Below are 15,405 nucleotides of genomic sequence, written 5' to 3'. Positions count from 1 at the left end.
CCATTTGAATAAGCTTGTACTCTCGGTGTATTTGGTTTTGCGTAAGAATATTTTACTTCTAAGTACGGTGCATTTGCTCCGTTTTCAGCTGCAATAAACTTTTTCCAATGGCTTTGCCCGTTTCCATTTGCATGTAGTTTAAAACCGTTGTTTGGTCTCGCGCCATCTACCCATGCTTTCACTGTATTCGTTACATTGAACTGGGCCCATTTTCCGCGTCCCACATCAGTTTGTGCAATGTTGTTAGAACCTGGCTTATTATTCCAGTTCACACCACCAACATTCCATCCACCTGTTACTTCATCTAGCCATACACCATTTGGTTGATTTCCATAATAATGCCAAACTGCATAGGCATGAAATGTGGCGCTTTCAATCTTTGCACCTTTTAAATCTGAAACGTTTGGCTTAATAAATGAAAAGTTTGTCCCAGACGCTCCGTCATAATAACCAACTTTTAATGTATAAGCATTTTGGCCAGCATCCCAGAGCTTTCCTCCTGAATAATTGACAGTTGGATACGCACTTGAAGCATAAGCATTTTCAAAGTCATCAACCTCAATTGAAGGATCCACATATACTGGATATTTTCGCTCTGGTGCTTGTAACCACTGCGGGTCTGCAGTAACAGTTAATGTATATGTTTTTTCATCTTTCTTCTCAATATTGTAACGAACCGCATCTGACGTTACAGCCTCACCTGATTGTTGATCCACATTTGAATCATTCATATACGGTTTCGGTAATGTGAATACTTTTTCTTTTTTCTCATTTTGGAAGTCGATTGAACCATCTTCCTGTAAGCTCGGTGTTAAATCTGTTTCTAATGCAAACGTAAAAATATGATGTCCTGTATATTCACGTAAGACAAAATCTTCTTTTACATTTTCGTTAAACGTCGTGCTCTTTAAATCAATATTTGGGAAGATCCCTTTATACCATACTGTATTATTTTCATGTGTCGCAGTGACCGGTGATGGCTTCACTGCACCTTTTTCACCATTTGCACTCATTAATTTGTACTGAATGGTATGATCTTTTACTTTAAATTGAACGTACTTTCCATCTTGTGTTGTTTTCTCGAACTCTGGTTCTAAAGTTGTATTTTCCGTTACAATTTTTGCGTTAGGTGCTTCTACTAATTTCGGTGAAACCTCTTCTAACTTTCCATTCTTTTCAATATGAATCGGTTCCGTATATACCTTTTTCGTATACGTACCATCATTATTATCGAAAACTTTCTCTGTTTCCGTTCTTTCTTCTACAATCTCAGTCGGACTCGCCTGTGCTTTAGTCTTATCCTTCTTTAATTGATCTGGATGTGGATCTGGTAATTCCTTTTCTTCTTTCTTTTCCACTTCCGGACTTTGTTCTGAATTTGGAGATGGTGTAAACGGTGGTGCCGTTTCCGCCAATCCATTGAGTGGTATGGAGGTAACAATTAATGCAACTACCATCAGTTGTATTAAGTACCTATACCATCGTTTTTTCACTTTTTTCTTCCCCATATATTCACCCCTTCAAAAAATAATCCCCTAACATTTTAAATATTAACAATAATAGAGAGAATATTTAATTAATTTGTCATATCTTGCAGAAAACAGAAAAACAAAAAAAGACCTATTCCCTAGCCAACTAGAGAAAATAGGTCTTTTCCATTTCCTTTATTTCTTAAAGTACGTCCAACCTTCTTCTTGGTAAACCTTTTCTTCTTTCATCAACTTACCAAGTGCACGCTTAAATGCAGCTTTACTCATATTGAAACGTTCTTTAATGTCTTCTGGATAGCTCTTATCCCAAAACGGCATTGCTCCGCCTCGTTCTTCCATATATGCATAAATCACTGCAGCATCATCTTCCATTCCTTCTTCCTTACGAGGAAGAAGAGAGATGTTAATTGTACCGTCATCTTTTACATCAATAATTCGTCCCGTTACACGCTGACCGATGCGAACTTGCTCTTTTCTTTCTGTATGATGTAAAAATGCACGGAAATGCTCATCTGTTAATACGAACGAACCAACTTGAAGTGAACGATACACACGTCCGTTTACATTTTTATTACGCATAGATGGTGTCGCATCTACAACGATTTCTTGCATATCACTATCTCTTGCTGGAAGAGCAATTAAACGATCACGATTCGTTAATTTTAACGTACAATATAATTCGTCTCCAACTTCTGGCCATACTGGCATATAAATTGGGAATTCATCAGCTGGAATTAGTATATCTTTTGATACACCAATATCAACAAACACACCTAGACTAGGAATAACTTCTACAACCTTTACCCAGTTCCAATCATACGTTGTAATAATTGGTTCCTTCATTGTTGCCGAAATACGATTTTGGTGATCAAGATATAAGAATACATCAATCGTATCGCCTTCTTCAATTTCTCCAGCTACTTCATTTTTATGTAGGAAAATTTCTTCTTCTTCATTCCCAACCATATATCCGATTTCCGTTTCGCGTAAAACAGTTACCTGTTCAATCGATCCTATTTGTAAATACATATTTTTTAATTCCCTTCTATATATATAAAATGAACTTTTTAACTTTTTATATTTTTATCATTCCAAACAAAAGTTAATTATAACACGATTTTCTCTTTATTTGTCCAACTGCCCAAAATTCACTATAATAAAATGAGGTTACATCATTATAAGCATGAAAACACTTAAGTCTAAGCTCGTTTTCAGCTATACTTTAGTATGTGTACAGTACATAAAAAGATTAGAAATTTATTTGGAGGTGCTAACTATGGCAAAAGATAGTTCTTTTGACATCGTTTCGAAAGTAGAATTACCTGAAGTAACAAACGCAATTAATACTGCATTAAAAGAAATCCAAAACCGATATGACTTTAAAGGAAGTAAAAGTGATATTAAACTTGAGAAAGAAGTACTTGTTTTAACTTCTGACGATGAGTTCAAATTAGAGCAAGTAAAAGACGTTCTTATTTCTAAACTCGTAAAACGTAACGTTCCAATTAAGAACTTAGATTACGGAAAAGTTGAAGCGGCGGCTGGTAACACTGTTCGCCAACGCGCAACACTTCAACAAGGTATCGATAAAGATAACGCAAAAAAAATTAACAATATCATTAAAGAAATGAAATTAAAAGTAAAAACACAAGTACAAGATGATCAAGTACGTGTTACAGCGAAAAGCCGTGATGACTTACAAGCAGTTATCGCAGCAGTTCGTAGCGCTGATTTACCAATTGACGTACAATTTATTAACTACCGCTAAAAAGAAAAACATCCTCTGCATAGAGGATGTTTTTCTTTTTAGCGGGTAGAAACAATATGACGAGGACAAGAAGGTATTTGCGGTGAAAATTGCTGAGCGAACATTGTTTATTCATGCGAATATCTTACAGGTGACCGCGTCGTTAGACTAGGTCTCATTGTAGAATTTTTTTATACATGGAATTGAGGATGACCTTTTAAAAATAAGGAAAAGACACCTTAGAACATTTCCCTTCAACTTGAAGCACTTTCTTTATCAATTGAATCCCAAACCAAAATCCCTCTCCTACTCAAGCGTAACAATTTATGAGTATAAGAATATTTTCCACCCTTCAATGTAATGTAAAATTAATAAGGAATCTTATTCCGTAAAAAAAGTTAATTATAAAAGAGTTAGAAGTGGTTATTTGAAGAAGTTAATATTATGTTTTTTATTGGCTATACTCTCTCTACATATGACAGGATGTTCTAATAATGTAACTACACTAAATGATAAATCTAATTGCATTCACAAAGCTTGGTACAAAAAAACTACGTTATGTAATAATTTAAAGAAACACTAAATAGTTGATGATAAAGCTCATAAAAAAACACTTTAAGTTGCCTTCCTCTTACTTGAACCATCTTAATTTTAATATGGAAGGAAAAGAAATATAAAGTGTTAATAAGGATGCAGATTTCAAAATAGAAAGTACGTTAAGTAAACTTTCATTAAAAAATTCATATTAAGTAATAATATTTTAGAATCAAGTTTATAAAAAATATTAAGAGGTTTATAAGTGTAAAACCTACAGGAACTTTTCCTGTAGGTTTTATTGTACTATAAGTAGTTATTTAGCAATTATGTTTTTCGAAATACCCTTCTTTAATTATTTGTAATTTTTTTTCGTTTTTTGTTAATTCAAATATAAATAACGCTGTTTTCATGTTATCAGCAACTTCTTCTTTATTAGATTGTTCAAGCTTTAATAAATTCGAACCTTTTTCATAGTATAGTTCACCCAATAAGTATAAAGTATTTAGATTAATAGCTAATTTGATACCCTTATCAATGTATTTTTTTGCTTCTTCGTATTGATATGTGTAATTTAAACATTTTGCTAAATTATAAATAATTTTTAATTTAATTTCTTTATCTCTAGGAAAATCTAACTTATCAAAATTATTTAAACATCTTTTTAATATATTAATACTCTCTTTATATTCTTTATTTTCTGCATGAAATATAGCCATTGTCTGCATAATATCTATTTCTCTCTCTGTTAAAAAATCAATATTCGTTACAGTTATTTTTAATGCATTATTCAAAAGAGTTAAAGCTGTTTTTATTGAGTTATTCACACGATATATAGCAATTGCTTCATGCCATATTAGAAATTGTTTATCTTCTTTCATTCGAAAATTATTTAAGTTTTTTTCTTTTGTTACTATTTCATAAAGCTCTTTATATTGATGTTGTCTTATGCAGTCTTTCATTACACATTTTACATTTTCTATATATTTTAATTTTTTGTTTTGAGTTAGTGCAAATATATTATTTGGATCAATACCAAGCCTTTCTGATAATTGATATAACAATATGCTAGATGGATAAATCACACCTTTTTCAATCTTGCTAATTTGACTTTGTGAACATATTCCATGACACAATTCGGATTGTGATATATTTTTTTTAATTCTAAGTTCTTTAATGGTAATACCCAAATCGTAAAATTCCATTTTCGCTCCTCAAATATAACCCTTAATGAGTATAAAATTATTTTTCATCTTTTAATGTAATGTAAAATTAGTATAGTTGCAATTATTGTTTCTTCTATTGTTCTTTTCACTTCTTTGCTCAGATGCATTTCGAGGCGCGAGTCTTACTTCGCAGAAAAACAGGTTAAGGAGAAAGTCTTCTCTTTAACCTGATCCCCTATACTTATTAAGAGCAACGCCTTACCTTAAACTGAAGACGAGATACTAAAGAAAATCGTTACTTATTTCCGTCTCTTTTTAACCGCAATTAAAAAAGTAATAAATAATACGTTCACACCAACTATTAAGGAGATAAATAACCAATTCACACCTGTTTCTCTATTAACTTTATACACATTTGATTCTTCACGCTTTAAAACGAGATAAAACTTTCCATTTTCTTCTCGTATAATTTCATCTTCTAACAATCCTCTTAACTCTTGTTTTTCACCAATCGTATTTGCAGGTAAAGCAACTTTTTGCGTCTCTTTCGTATTATTAATCGCTACTAATGTGACTTCATCTTTATACTTTCTCTTTAGTACACTCATTCCATCTTTATCGTATAGAAGCTCAAACGTACCGCGGCGTAAAGATGGTCTCGCTTGTCTAAGCTCACCAAGTTTCGTTATGTGTTGCATAAACTTTTCATCTGATTTGAAGTCCATTAATCGTCTATTATCTGGCGTACCTCCTCCATCCAATGCAATTTCAGTTCCGTAATAAAAATTCGGAATACCTGGTGTTGTTAATAAATATGTAAGAGCTAGTTTCAAACGAGATGGTGGATAATTCATATTCTCTTTTGCAATACGAGCAAATCTTTTTGTATCTTGATTATCTAAAAATGTAGCGGCTGCTCCGTCTTTTTTACTCACATCATATAAAGGTTTCACCGATACGTCCGCTTTGGAAAACGCATCTACTATTTTTTCGTTGTATTCACTATCTTCTTTTGTCATAACTCGAAAATCTTTCTTTATCACTTGCATATCTTTTTGCACATCATCCCAAAAAGCAGGCGACTTTTTTTCACTATGTATTACATAACTTGCATCTAAATCAACTTCTTTGATCCACCATTTCATCGAGTCAATTACTTGTTGTTCGTTTTCTCCAAGTGGAAATTGAAATACAACTTTCATTCCTTTTGCATGAGCTTCTTGCACAAGTTCTTTCACATCATTTTCTGTTCCGAAATGTTCATTTACCTTCTGAAAATTGCGCACGTCTAACCCATCGTATTTTACACTTTCAAAAAGCGGCGAAAGCATAACAGTAGTAAATCCCATTTCTTTTATGTAATCCAGTCTTTTTATAATACCTCTTATATCTCCGCCCTGATATCCTTCTAAATTGCCAACTTCTAACTGTTTGTCATTTTTCGGTTCCCCATTATTAAAACGATCAATCATAATGGAATATATAACTTCGTCTCGCCACTCTCTTTTTTCGTCTGCAAATGTATGTATTGGTACAAACAAAACGACAGCTAAACAAAAACAAATGAATAGTTTCCTAGTATGTATTTTCCCCACACGCATCCCCCATGTATTTTAATTGTAAGAATATTATACCAATTATCAAAACGAATCGCATACGTTGATTTCATTCTTATTAAATTACTCCACGTTAGATTTTCTAACATTACATATAAAGTTTTCTGAATTTTTAGTTGATTTTTCTTTTTATTTCGAATATGATATGAAACATAACAAATAGATGTTATTTTTTCTAACATTATAGGAGGAGAGAGAATGAATACAGGAGATACGGTTTTTATGTTTGTAGCGACAGTAATGGTCATGTTAATGACACCAGGATTAGCACTTTTTTATGGAGGTATGGTTCGCAGTAAAAACGTACTCAGTACAACAATGCATAGTTATAGCGCAATGGCTATCGTTTCGATTCAATGGATTGTAATTGGTTATTCTTTATCATTCGGACCCAATTGGCACGGACTTATCGGCACATTCGATTGGTTCGGTTTAAACGGAGTTACCTACGCACCAAATCCAGACTACTCATCTACTATTCCTCACAATTTATTTATGATGTTTCAACTCATGTTTGCTATTCTAACCCCCGCTCTAATTTCAGGAGCATTTGCCGAAAGAATGCGATTTTCAGCTTTCCTTATTTTCATCCTTCTATGGACCACAATCGTTTACAATCCTGTCGCTCATTGGGTATGGGGCGTTGGCGGATGGCTAAGAGAACTTGGCGCATTAGACTTCGCTGGCGGTAATGTCGTTCATATTACATCTGGCGTGGCTGGCCTCGTATTAGCTATTTTCCTTGGAAAACGAAAAAACATAAACGGTTCGTCTCCTCATCATTTACCATTTACGATGTTAGGCGCTGGGCTGCTATGGTTCGGCTGGTTCGGTTTTAACGTCGGAAGCGCATTATCTTTAAATGATGTAGCTTTAACTGCATTTATTAATACAAATATAGCTGCCGCTGCCTCCGCATTAACTTGGATGCTTTCAGAGTGGTTCTTCCAATCAAAACCGACCGCGATGGGAGCTGCTTGTGGCGCCGTTTCCGGTCTAGTCGCTATTACACCAGCTTGCGGGTTCGTTACACCTTTCTCAGCTCTTCTTATCGGAGCAATTGGCGGCGTATTATGCTTCGGAGCGGTCTTTTTCTTAAAAACAAAATTCGGATACGACGATACACTCGATGCATTTGGATGTCACGGCATCGGCGGAACTTGGGGCGGCATTGCGACAGGACTATTTGCAACTACTACCGTAAACAGCGATGGCGCTAACGGATTATTTTACGGAAACGCCGCGTTGCTGTTTAAACAACTTGTAGCAATCGGTGCAACATATGCGTTCACAATTATAATGACGTACGCGATTATTAAAGCAATTAACTTCTTCCTCCCTGTCCGGGTAGATGAGCACGAGGAACATATGGGACTTGATATTTCAATGCATGGGGAGAAAGCTTATGAGTATGTAGAAAAATCGGCTAATTAAAACGAAAAAGGTGTACTCCGTTCTAACACGGGGTACACCTTTTTCGTATATTCATAACGATACAATTATCCCAAACTATTGGTATATAAATATCTTTATCTATCTATTCATATAAACATCTTATCTTTTCATTAGTGCATTTAAAACGAGTTGTACCGCAACCGCATCATCTAAATAGCCGATTGGAAATATATAATCCGGGATTACATCGACCGATAATATAAAGTAAATGAGCGCACTTCCCATTAAAGCAAGTTCTGCAGTCGTTCCTTTCTTCTTCGAAAATCTCTCGTACAATTCTTTCAAATCATTAATAAATGGGCCGATACTGCTTACCTTTTGAATCTTTTCAAGAAACCCCTTTTCAATTGTTTCTTTCCCTTCTTCTGTTTGCGAATATTGTTCATAATTCGCTAACTGCTGCTCTACATTTGATATACTAAACTTTTGATCATATAGCTGAGCAGATTCAAGTAAGTGTTCAATATTATTAATGGAAACGTGAATATCAGATTGCTCCTCCTGTTTCGTGTCAATAGAATAACCTGCCGCTACAAACAAATCACCTACCGGAACATCAAGGCTCTCTGCGAACTTTTGCAAATGCTTCGGATTCGCCTTTCGCTTACCATTTATAATCATTGAAATTGTAGCGGTATCAATATTAGTGAGCGCACTAAGTTTTCGCATCGATAAAGACTTTTCCTTAAGTAATTTTTTCAACAACAATCCAAGATTACTTTTTTCATTATCTTGAGACATATCTCATTCCCCTTTATTCACGAGAATAACCATAGTTATTATATAAAAAATAACTACATCACTATACATTTTATATTAACAAATTTTTCTGACCATTTACAAGGTAGAAGTCCCTTTATATGTTTACATTTTACAAACAAAAAAGCTATCTTCTATTCAAGATAGCTTTTTAAAATCATTTTAACCATTTCCGCAATAATACAAATACACTACCGCAAATTATATAAGAACTCACGAATATGACGATGGCCATAAAAAATGAATGATGTAGAGAAAAGGTTAGTATCATCAATAAGAAAGATACAAAGAATAAATCTAATAAAATAAAGTACCCTGAAGTTAAAACACTTTCTACTAACTGCAACTCCGACTCTAACTCCGAGTACTTTAGCCTTTTATACAGTAATCTCAATTTCACTCACCTTCTATGAATTAATCAAAAAATGCAGCAAACGCAATAACTAATAATAATGTTCCACTAATCAATGTACCAAACTGACCTAAAGTGAACTTACCGATACGAACGTGAGCAATCTTTCTCCCTAACGCAACTCCGCCCCATACTGTAATAAAACTACCAACCGCGGCTGCAATACAAATCGCAATTGGATTCAAACCAAATAATCCTGCGCCTAAACCATTCGTTAGTGCATTCGCAGACAAACCAATTCCAAGAAAAATAGATTCTACAAAACCGATTTCACCAGATTTACCGATATTTTTCGTTAAACCATTTATTTCTGTACTTGCCATTTCTCCCTCAGTCTCTTGCACCGGAACTTTACGAGGAATTGCTAGTAAAATAATTCGGAGACCAATTATCACTAATAAGAACGAACCGATTACAACAGGCATAATCCCAGGTAAAATTTTTGACAGCCATAAGCCAAAATATATTCCTACTACACTAAATAAAAAACAAATTATCGAAATAATAAAGTTTGATAGATGACTAATTTTTATATTTCGAATGCCGTAAGAAATTCCTACTCCTAAGTTATCGATACTTGATGAAAATGTTAATGCCAATACCATTATCCACGCTGCCATTTCGTTCACCCCTTCATATTGTTGAACATTCCGGAAACTAACGTGACATACATAGTACGGAATATGGATAAGGGAGACAAAACTCCCTATATCCCTTCCAATTAACGGCCCTGTTTACAAACGTGGTAGCGTGAACCACTTCATTATATTCATGCGATTCACCTTTCCTTTTTCACGAACAGATCGAAAAATTTCTCCTGTAAAAGACCCCATTTTAGTAGCAATCTCTTTTTGCATCTCTTTATTTTCTGATGCTACCTTTACACTCAAGTCTAACGCCCGTTCAAAATGCTCTAACGCTTTTTCTAAATGGTAATCTACATTTTGTTCAACAACTTTATGCGTCATTTCTTACTTCCTCCTTTTCCTCAACCTTTGCAGCCGCTTCTATTACCTCTTGCTCTTCAGCATAATCATCTTCAACATAAGAAAGTTCTTTCTCAAATTGTTTTTGCATTCTATCCATTTTCGCTTCTACAATAATATCTTCTACTTCTTCTTTAATTGTTTCAAAAGTAGATTTCACAACTTTTGTACCTGATTCAGCAAGTGGACGAAGTGTATTTCTTACAACAGGTAATAAAGCGGCACTCGCTAACGCTAAAGTAGACCCAATAACAATTTTTCGTATCATCTTCATTACTCCTTTACACTGTTTTTAATAATGCTAGTTCATTAACTGCCAATTTTTTCGAATCATCATTCTTATATGAAACTAAATTAATAATAGGTTTTGAAATTTGAGATACTGTGCCCGCTACAAGAAGAACAGGTACCCATTGCATAAATGTCAATGGAACGGTATGGAATATACGAGCAAACGGCGGAACATATATAGTTGATAATAATACAAGCCAAGACGTTCCTAATGCTGTTACAAAGAAACGATCTTTTGACCAATCACGCATCGTTTCATCTGACCCTTCTTGTCTCCAAGAAAATGTTTGAATAAGTTGACCTGCAACTAATGCAGCAAATGCTGATGTTTGCGCTACCGCAAGAGGCACGCCAGCCGCTAAGCTCATACCGAATAAAGCAAGTGAACCCGCTCCAAGCAGTATGCCTCGCGTTACAACCTTTTTGTATAGCTCTTTATCAACAATATCTTGACGTTTCGTTTGCTTCGTTTTGTTTCCAGGATTTACAGCTAAAATCATCGCTGGTAAAGCATCTGTAATAAGATTCATTAATAAAATTTGAATTGGCACTAACGGAATGGGCATTCCTGCAATAACCGCTGCACTTGTCACTAATACTTCAGCTAAATTTCCCGTTAATAAACACCCAACCGCTTTTCGAATATTACCAATGATCGTTCTACCTTCTTTTACCCCTTCCACAATGGAACCGAAATGATCTTTTTTCAATATAAGATCGGCAGCCTCTTTCGTTACTTCTGTTCCCGTTTGCCCCATTGCAATACCGATGTTCGCTTTCTTTATAGCAGGCGTATCATTCACACCATCTCCAGTCATCGCAACAATTTGACCGTCAGCTTGATATGCAGTTACTATGCGTAATTTATGGGCTGGTGTTACTCGCGCAAACACAGACGTGTTTTTCACGATATTTTCCAACTCTTCATCTGTTAAATTATCAATTTCTATCCCTGTTAAAACACGATCATCACGATTCCAAATGCCAGTCTGCTTCGCAATAGAGATCGCCGTAGTCGGATGATCCCCAGTAATCATGACTGGTTTTACACCAAGTTCAATCGCTTCACGAATACTCTCTTCCACTTCAGGTTTCGGCGGATCAATCATACCAACTAATCCAACAAAAATAAGGTCATCATTTTCACCATTACTATACGCAAACGCTAATACTCGCAGCGCCTGTTCTGCAAAACCTTCATTTTGTTGTAAAATCACTTCTTTTTCCTCATCACATAACGGATAGATTTCGCCATTATGTTGATACCATTTACATCTAGTAAGAATCGCCTCTACAGACCCTTTCGAAAACTTATAGATTGATTCATTTTCCTTACAAACGACACTCATAATTTTCGTCTCAGAGTCAAACGGTTCTTCATGATGTCGTTCAAATGATTTCATATCTTCATGTGACACCCCCACTTTAGAGGCCAAACTTAACAAAGCTCCTTCAGTCGGGTCACCTTTCACAATCCACTGATCCTCCTCTTGTTCTAATTTACTATTATTACAAAGAACACTAATTTGCAGAACGCGAACTAAATCTGGATGTTCTAATGGTGTATTTTCACTTTCATGATAAGTCACTTCTTCTACTTCCATCTCTACAGCAGCAGCGACTTTAGATGACGTTACATCCGAAATCTTACCAACTGGTTCATATCCGTCACCAGATACACTCCATACACGATTTGGCGTAGCGATCACTTTAACCGTCATTTCGTTCTTCGTAAGAGTACCTGTTTTATCAGAGCAAATAACCGTTGTTCTACCCAACGTTTCTAAACTGGAAAGCTTCCGAACGAGCGCATTTTGCTTCTGCATACGGAATATCCCTGCGCTTAAAGCGATTGTAATCATAATCGGCAAACCTTCTGGAACAGCTGATGCTGTAAGAGCAACCGATGTTGTAATCATTTGCGTAATTGGTAAACCACGTAGTAACCCCGCTACAAGTACAATACCACCAGCTACAAAAGCCCCTTTAATAAACGTTTTACTAATAGACGTCACCTTTTGCTGGAGTGGTGTAGGTTCTGTTTCTTCTCCTTTCATCAAGGAAATCATATAGCCCATTTCTGTATTCATCCCTGTTTCCACTACTATAGCTTTCGCCTTACCGCGCGTTACAGACGTACCCATAAAGAGCATATTATTCCGCTCCGCTAACGAACATTTTTCTCCTATAGCATCCACTTTCTTCTCAACAGGTAGAGACTCCCCTGTTAACATTGCTTCATTCACTTCCAAATTCCAAGAATGTATAGTACGAAGATCAGCAGGTACACGGTCTCCAGCCTGCAGGCAAACAATATCACCGGGAACAAGCTCACTACTTGCTATTTCTACTTCTTCCCCTTCTCGAAGTACTATACAATTCGGCACACGGAATTGATTTAAAGCTTCCACTACTTTTTCGGCCTTCCGCTCTTGAAGAGTTCCAATTACCGCATTGACAACGAGGATTATGCCCATTGCTAATCCGTCAAACACACCGCCTGATAATACAGACAATCCAGCTGCTCCAAGTAAAATAAGCGATGTAAACTCTTTAAATTGGCCCATAAATGAAACAATCCAAGGAACAGACTGCTTCGGTTCAATTGTATTCACCCCATACTTTTCTTGTCGCACTTGCACTTCTTGCTCACTTAATCCTCGCTGTTTCTCCACTTGTAAATCATTTATTACATCTTCTTGCGAGAGTGTATACCATTTAGTAGAAGGCTCTCTCACTGACGAGTCGTTCTTATTTACTATCTCTTTATTAGAAAAAATCTTCTCACTCACCCGCTTCGCTCTAGATAAAAATGTTAAAGATAGAGCATTCGCCATTAAAGCGATGACAGGTGCAGTAAATATAGACCAAACAGCCAACATCTCTCCAGCAATATTCCACATTTTTGCTACTCGAAAATGTTCCTTCACTAGCATATCTATTCGTTTTGCATACGCTATTGATTGGAAAATATTTTTCATTTCATAGTGAGCTACTGACGGAAATTCAATCTTTTCCTCACATACAAATAACACTTCTTCCCCATTCAAACGGATACACTCTACACGTTCTACAACATCGCTATGTCGCCAGCTTGTATCTATACCGTATTGCGTAAGAACATCCTCATTTATATTTAAACTATTTCCCATAACAGCTATTGCCCATTTATTTTCGTTTAACTTATGAAAGATATGTGCAAACTCAGGAACAATTGTTATTTTTGATCCAACTAACAATCCGAGGCATTTTTGACCCTTTGCTACAAACTGAATGTTAAATCCTTCTTTGCTTAGTCTCTTCGCTTCTAACTCATATAGGCTTATATCTACACCATTTCGTTCTGCAAATTCTTTACTACCGACAAAAGATGGCATACCTTGTATTTCACCTTTTATCCCTTCATCATCAGCTTCAACTTCAAAAGCTTTCCTTAACGTTCTTCTTGTTTGCTTCGCTCGTTGCACAACCTCATCTTTCCAATCATGCTCACTTTTCTCTAGTAACGAAGCTGCCGTGCACAAAACTTGCCCTTCATCTTCTGAAACGCAGCTAATCTCCGCTTCTTCATTACGGAATATACGAGACACATCGTCAAATACGACCGTTCTCGTTCGAGACAATTGAGATAATGACCCTTCATTTGGAATAACGTATCCTCTTTCTCGCGCAACGAGATCCCCTTGTCGCCACGCATACTCAGCAGATGAAACAGCAGGTTTTGGATTCGCAGCTAATAAAACCGCCATTCCGCGTAACGGATTTCTCGTAAATGCCCATGTTGCTCCGCCAAAAAGCATACCCCATTTCGATTGTCTTTCACTGTATGCTTTAATCTCCGGGGATAAAATCCTTTCTTTGTACGAATCTGTTTCTTCATTTATATTCGCCTGACTACGCTTCCAATTTAAATAGTTTAATAGACTAAGTCCCGCTAATACGATAATATTTTCTCGCGCAAGTGCTAGCGCTAGCGTTCCTATGCCAAGCACTAAATCAGAATTCACTTTTTTGCTAGCAACCATTTTTTTGAATCCTCGTTTAAGAAACGGATATCCTGTTACAACGGATAAAGCACCCGATACATAAAAAAGCCCTGGACTTCTAGCTAAAGCTGACCTTCCCATAAATAATTGCTTTATACCAAATGCACCTAATCCAGCGACAGAAAGCGCTAACGGTAACGGGACACCTTCACCTTTTTTCTCGTAAGAAATTACACTAGATGAAGAATCTTCTACTTTCTTCGTTTCTTCCATATTATTAAGGTTATTATTTTTTGTAATTTGTTCTTCTAGGAGTTTAATTATTTCACAAATTGTATGTAGAGAGGTCTTGTTGATATCGTAAGTAATAAGGGCTCTTCCCGTAGAAATAGAGGGACTTACTTGATAAATACCTTCCACGTCACGAAAACGTTCTACTATCAAGTTCGCCATATTTGTATTGTATTTCAGTTTATATATTTCAATTCGAATTCTTCCAGGTAACGATCGTATAAATCTCGTTTTCAATGATTTACTCTGCATCATCATCCTCCTTATTCTTGTAAATGAAATAACATCACTTACTATTTAAGGAGTAACAGGTAGGCTTTCATAATCTACACTCTCATTCGAATGATATGCATTTACACGAGATGCCCATTTTTCCTGGAATTTAGAAATTGTAATCGGCACTGCTTCTACCGCTCCGATAATCGGTGATACTGTTTTTACCGCCGCTTTTCGTGCCGCTTCTTTAACTTTCGGCAGCGCTTCTTCCATTTCTGAACCAGCACTTTTCATTTGTTCTTTTGCACCGAGAAAAGCAGATACTGTTTTTACCGCTAATTTTCTTAACCCCGTTCTCGCTTTCGGTGACGCCAATATAACTGCTGCTACCCCAACAGCTATACCGATTGGTGATTTCATAAATCGAAACATGTACATTTCTCCTCACTTCATTAT

13 protein-coding genes are annotated in these 15,405 nt (G+C 35.9%); 2 read left to right on the top strand and 11 right to left on the bottom strand.

The genetic code is table 11. The features are described from left to right. Both MR083_RS23760 and MR083_RS23755 read right to left on the bottom strand, forming a co-directional pair. A partial coding sequence (locus tag MR083_RS23760; protein ID WP_242269921.1) for a DNRLRE domain-containing protein occupies positions 1 to 1,508 on the bottom strand: 1,508 nt, incomplete at its 3' end. A gap of 156 nt (positions 1,509 to 1,664) precedes the next feature. Beyond that, a complete protein-coding gene (locus MR083_RS23755; RefSeq protein ID WP_000281266.1) occupies positions 1,665 to 2,519 on the bottom strand; it encodes a CvfB family protein in 855 nt (284 codons plus the stop codon). A 247-nt stretch (positions 2,520 to 2,766) separates the two neighbouring features. On the opposite strand from MR083_RS23755, the gene MR083_RS23750 reads away from it, so the two are divergent. After that, entirely contained in the window at positions 2,767 to 3,258 is a 492-nt protein-coding gene (locus MR083_RS23750; RefSeq protein WP_001040153.1) for a YajQ family cyclic di-GMP-binding protein, read from the top strand. 833 nt (positions 3,259 to 4,091) lie between these two features. Here MR083_RS23750 and MR083_RS23745 read toward each other — a convergent pair. Both MR083_RS23745 and MR083_RS23740 read right to left on the bottom strand, forming a co-directional pair. After that, positions 4,092 to 4,976 carry a helix-turn-helix domain-containing protein gene (locus tag MR083_RS23745; RefSeq protein WP_000397884.1) on the bottom strand — a complete coding sequence of 295 codons (885 nt, stop codon included), beginning with the start codon at positions 4,974 to 4,976 and terminating at the stop codon, positions 4,092 to 4,094. Between the two features lie 260 nt (positions 4,977 to 5,236). Further along, a complete protein-coding gene (locus MR083_RS23740) occupies positions 5,237 to 6,538 on the bottom strand; it encodes an alpha-amylase family glycosyl hydrolase (protein WP_242269920.1) in 1,302 nt (433 codons plus the stop codon). A 213-nt stretch (positions 6,539 to 6,751) separates the two neighbouring features. Here MR083_RS23740 and MR083_RS23735 point away from each other — a divergent pair, with 213 nt between their 5' ends. Beyond that, entirely contained in the window at positions 6,752 to 7,987 is a 1,236-nt protein-coding gene (locus MR083_RS23735) for an ammonium transporter (protein ID WP_242269919.1), read from the top strand. Positions 7,988 to 8,107: 120 nt separating this feature from the next. Here MR083_RS23735 and MR083_RS23730 read toward each other — a convergent pair whose 3' ends face one another. The 7 genes from MR083_RS23730 to MR083_RS23705 form a co-directional block, all read right to left on the bottom strand. Further along, positions 8,108 to 8,749 carry a helix-turn-helix domain-containing protein gene (locus MR083_RS23730; RefSeq protein ID WP_000076217.1) on the bottom strand — a complete coding sequence of 214 codons (642 nt, stop codon included), beginning with the start codon at positions 8,747 to 8,749 and terminating at the stop codon, positions 8,108 to 8,110. Between the two features lie 175 nt (positions 8,750 to 8,924). Next, positions 8,925 to 9,161 carry a hypothetical protein gene (locus tag MR083_RS28050; protein ID WP_071713437.1) on the bottom strand — a complete coding sequence of 79 codons (237 nt, stop codon included), beginning with the start codon at positions 9,159 to 9,161 and terminating at the stop codon, positions 8,925 to 8,927. A gap of 20 nt (positions 9,162 to 9,181) precedes the next feature. Further along, positions 9,182 to 9,862 (bottom strand): sporulation membrane protein YtaF, encoded by a 681-nt coding sequence (gene ytaF / locus MR083_RS23725; protein WP_242269922.1) that lies wholly within the window; start codon positions 9,860 to 9,862, stop codon positions 9,182 to 9,184. A 51-nt stretch (positions 9,863 to 9,913) separates the two neighbouring features. Next, positions 9,914 to 10,147 (bottom strand): hypothetical protein, encoded by a 234-nt coding sequence (locus MR083_RS23720; protein ID WP_242269918.1) that lies wholly within the window; start codon positions 10,145 to 10,147, stop codon positions 9,914 to 9,916. Further along, positions 10,137 to 10,433 carry a hypothetical protein gene (locus tag MR083_RS23715; protein WP_000619722.1) on the bottom strand — a complete coding sequence of 99 codons (297 nt, stop codon included), beginning with the start codon at positions 10,431 to 10,433 and terminating at the stop codon, positions 10,137 to 10,139. The genes MR083_RS23720 and MR083_RS23715 overlap by 11 nt, the downstream gene beginning before the upstream one ends. 13 nt (positions 10,434 to 10,446) lie before the next feature. Further along, positions 10,447 to 14,985 carry a cation-translocating P-type ATPase gene (locus MR083_RS23710; protein ID WP_242269917.1) on the bottom strand — a complete coding sequence of 1,513 codons (4,539 nt, stop codon included), beginning with the start codon at positions 14,983 to 14,985 and terminating at the stop codon, positions 10,447 to 10,449. 45 nt (positions 14,986 to 15,030) lie between these two features. After that, complete coding sequence (locus MR083_RS23705; protein WP_049113328.1) at positions 15,031 to 15,381, bottom strand: YtxH domain-containing protein; 351 nt, start codon at positions 15,379 to 15,381, stop codon at positions 15,031 to 15,033. Positions 15,382 to 15,405: the final 24 nt, after the last annotated feature.

Source organism: Bacillus cereus group sp. BfR-BA-01408, from assembly GCF_022663305.1.
GTDB lineage: Bacteria > Bacillota > Bacilli > Bacillales > Bacillaceae_G > Bacillus_A > Bacillus_A pacificus.
Note: the sequence above shows the minus strand (reverse complement) of the source record. Positions and strands in the feature narration are given on the sequence as shown.

What these genes read in the sequence shown, in the direction of transcription:
- MR083_RS23730 (WP_000076217.1), bottom strand. Translation starts at nt 8,749, where the DNA reads ATGTCTCAAGATAATGAAAAAAGTAATCTTGGATTGTTGTTGAAAAAA.
- MR083_RS23715 (WP_000619722.1), bottom strand. Translation starts at nt 10,433, where the DNA reads ATGATACGAAAAATTGTTATTGGGTCTACTTTAGCGTTAGCGAGTGCC.
- MR083_RS23705 (WP_049113328.1), bottom strand. Translation starts at nt 15,381, where the DNA reads ATGTTTCGATTTATGAAATCACCAATCGGTATAGCTGTTGGGGTAGCA.
- MR083_RS23755 (WP_000281266.1), bottom strand. Translation starts at nt 2,519, where the DNA reads ATGTATTTACAAATAGGATCGATTGAACAGGTAACTGTTTTACGCGAA.
- MR083_RS23720 (WP_242269918.1), bottom strand. Translation starts at nt 10,147, where the DNA reads ATGACGCATAAAGTTGTTGAACAAAATGTAGATTACCATTTAGAAAAA.
- MR083_RS23745 (WP_000397884.1), bottom strand. Translation starts at nt 4,976, where the DNA reads ATGGAATTTTACGATTTGGGTATTACCATTAAAGAACTTAGAATTAAA.
- MR083_RS23710 (WP_242269917.1), bottom strand. Translation starts at nt 14,985, where the DNA reads ATGCAGAGTAAATCATTGAAAACGAGATTTATACGATCGTTACCTGGA.
- MR083_RS23750 (WP_001040153.1), top strand. Translation starts at nt 2,767, where the DNA reads ATGGCAAAAGATAGTTCTTTTGACATCGTTTCGAAAGTAGAATTACCT.
- MR083_RS23740 (WP_242269920.1), bottom strand. Translation starts at nt 6,538, where the DNA reads ATGCGTGTGGGGAAAATACATACTAGGAAACTATTCATTTGTTTTTGT.
- MR083_RS23735 (WP_242269919.1), top strand. Translation starts at nt 6,752, where the DNA reads ATGAATACAGGAGATACGGTTTTTATGTTTGTAGCGACAGTAATGGTC.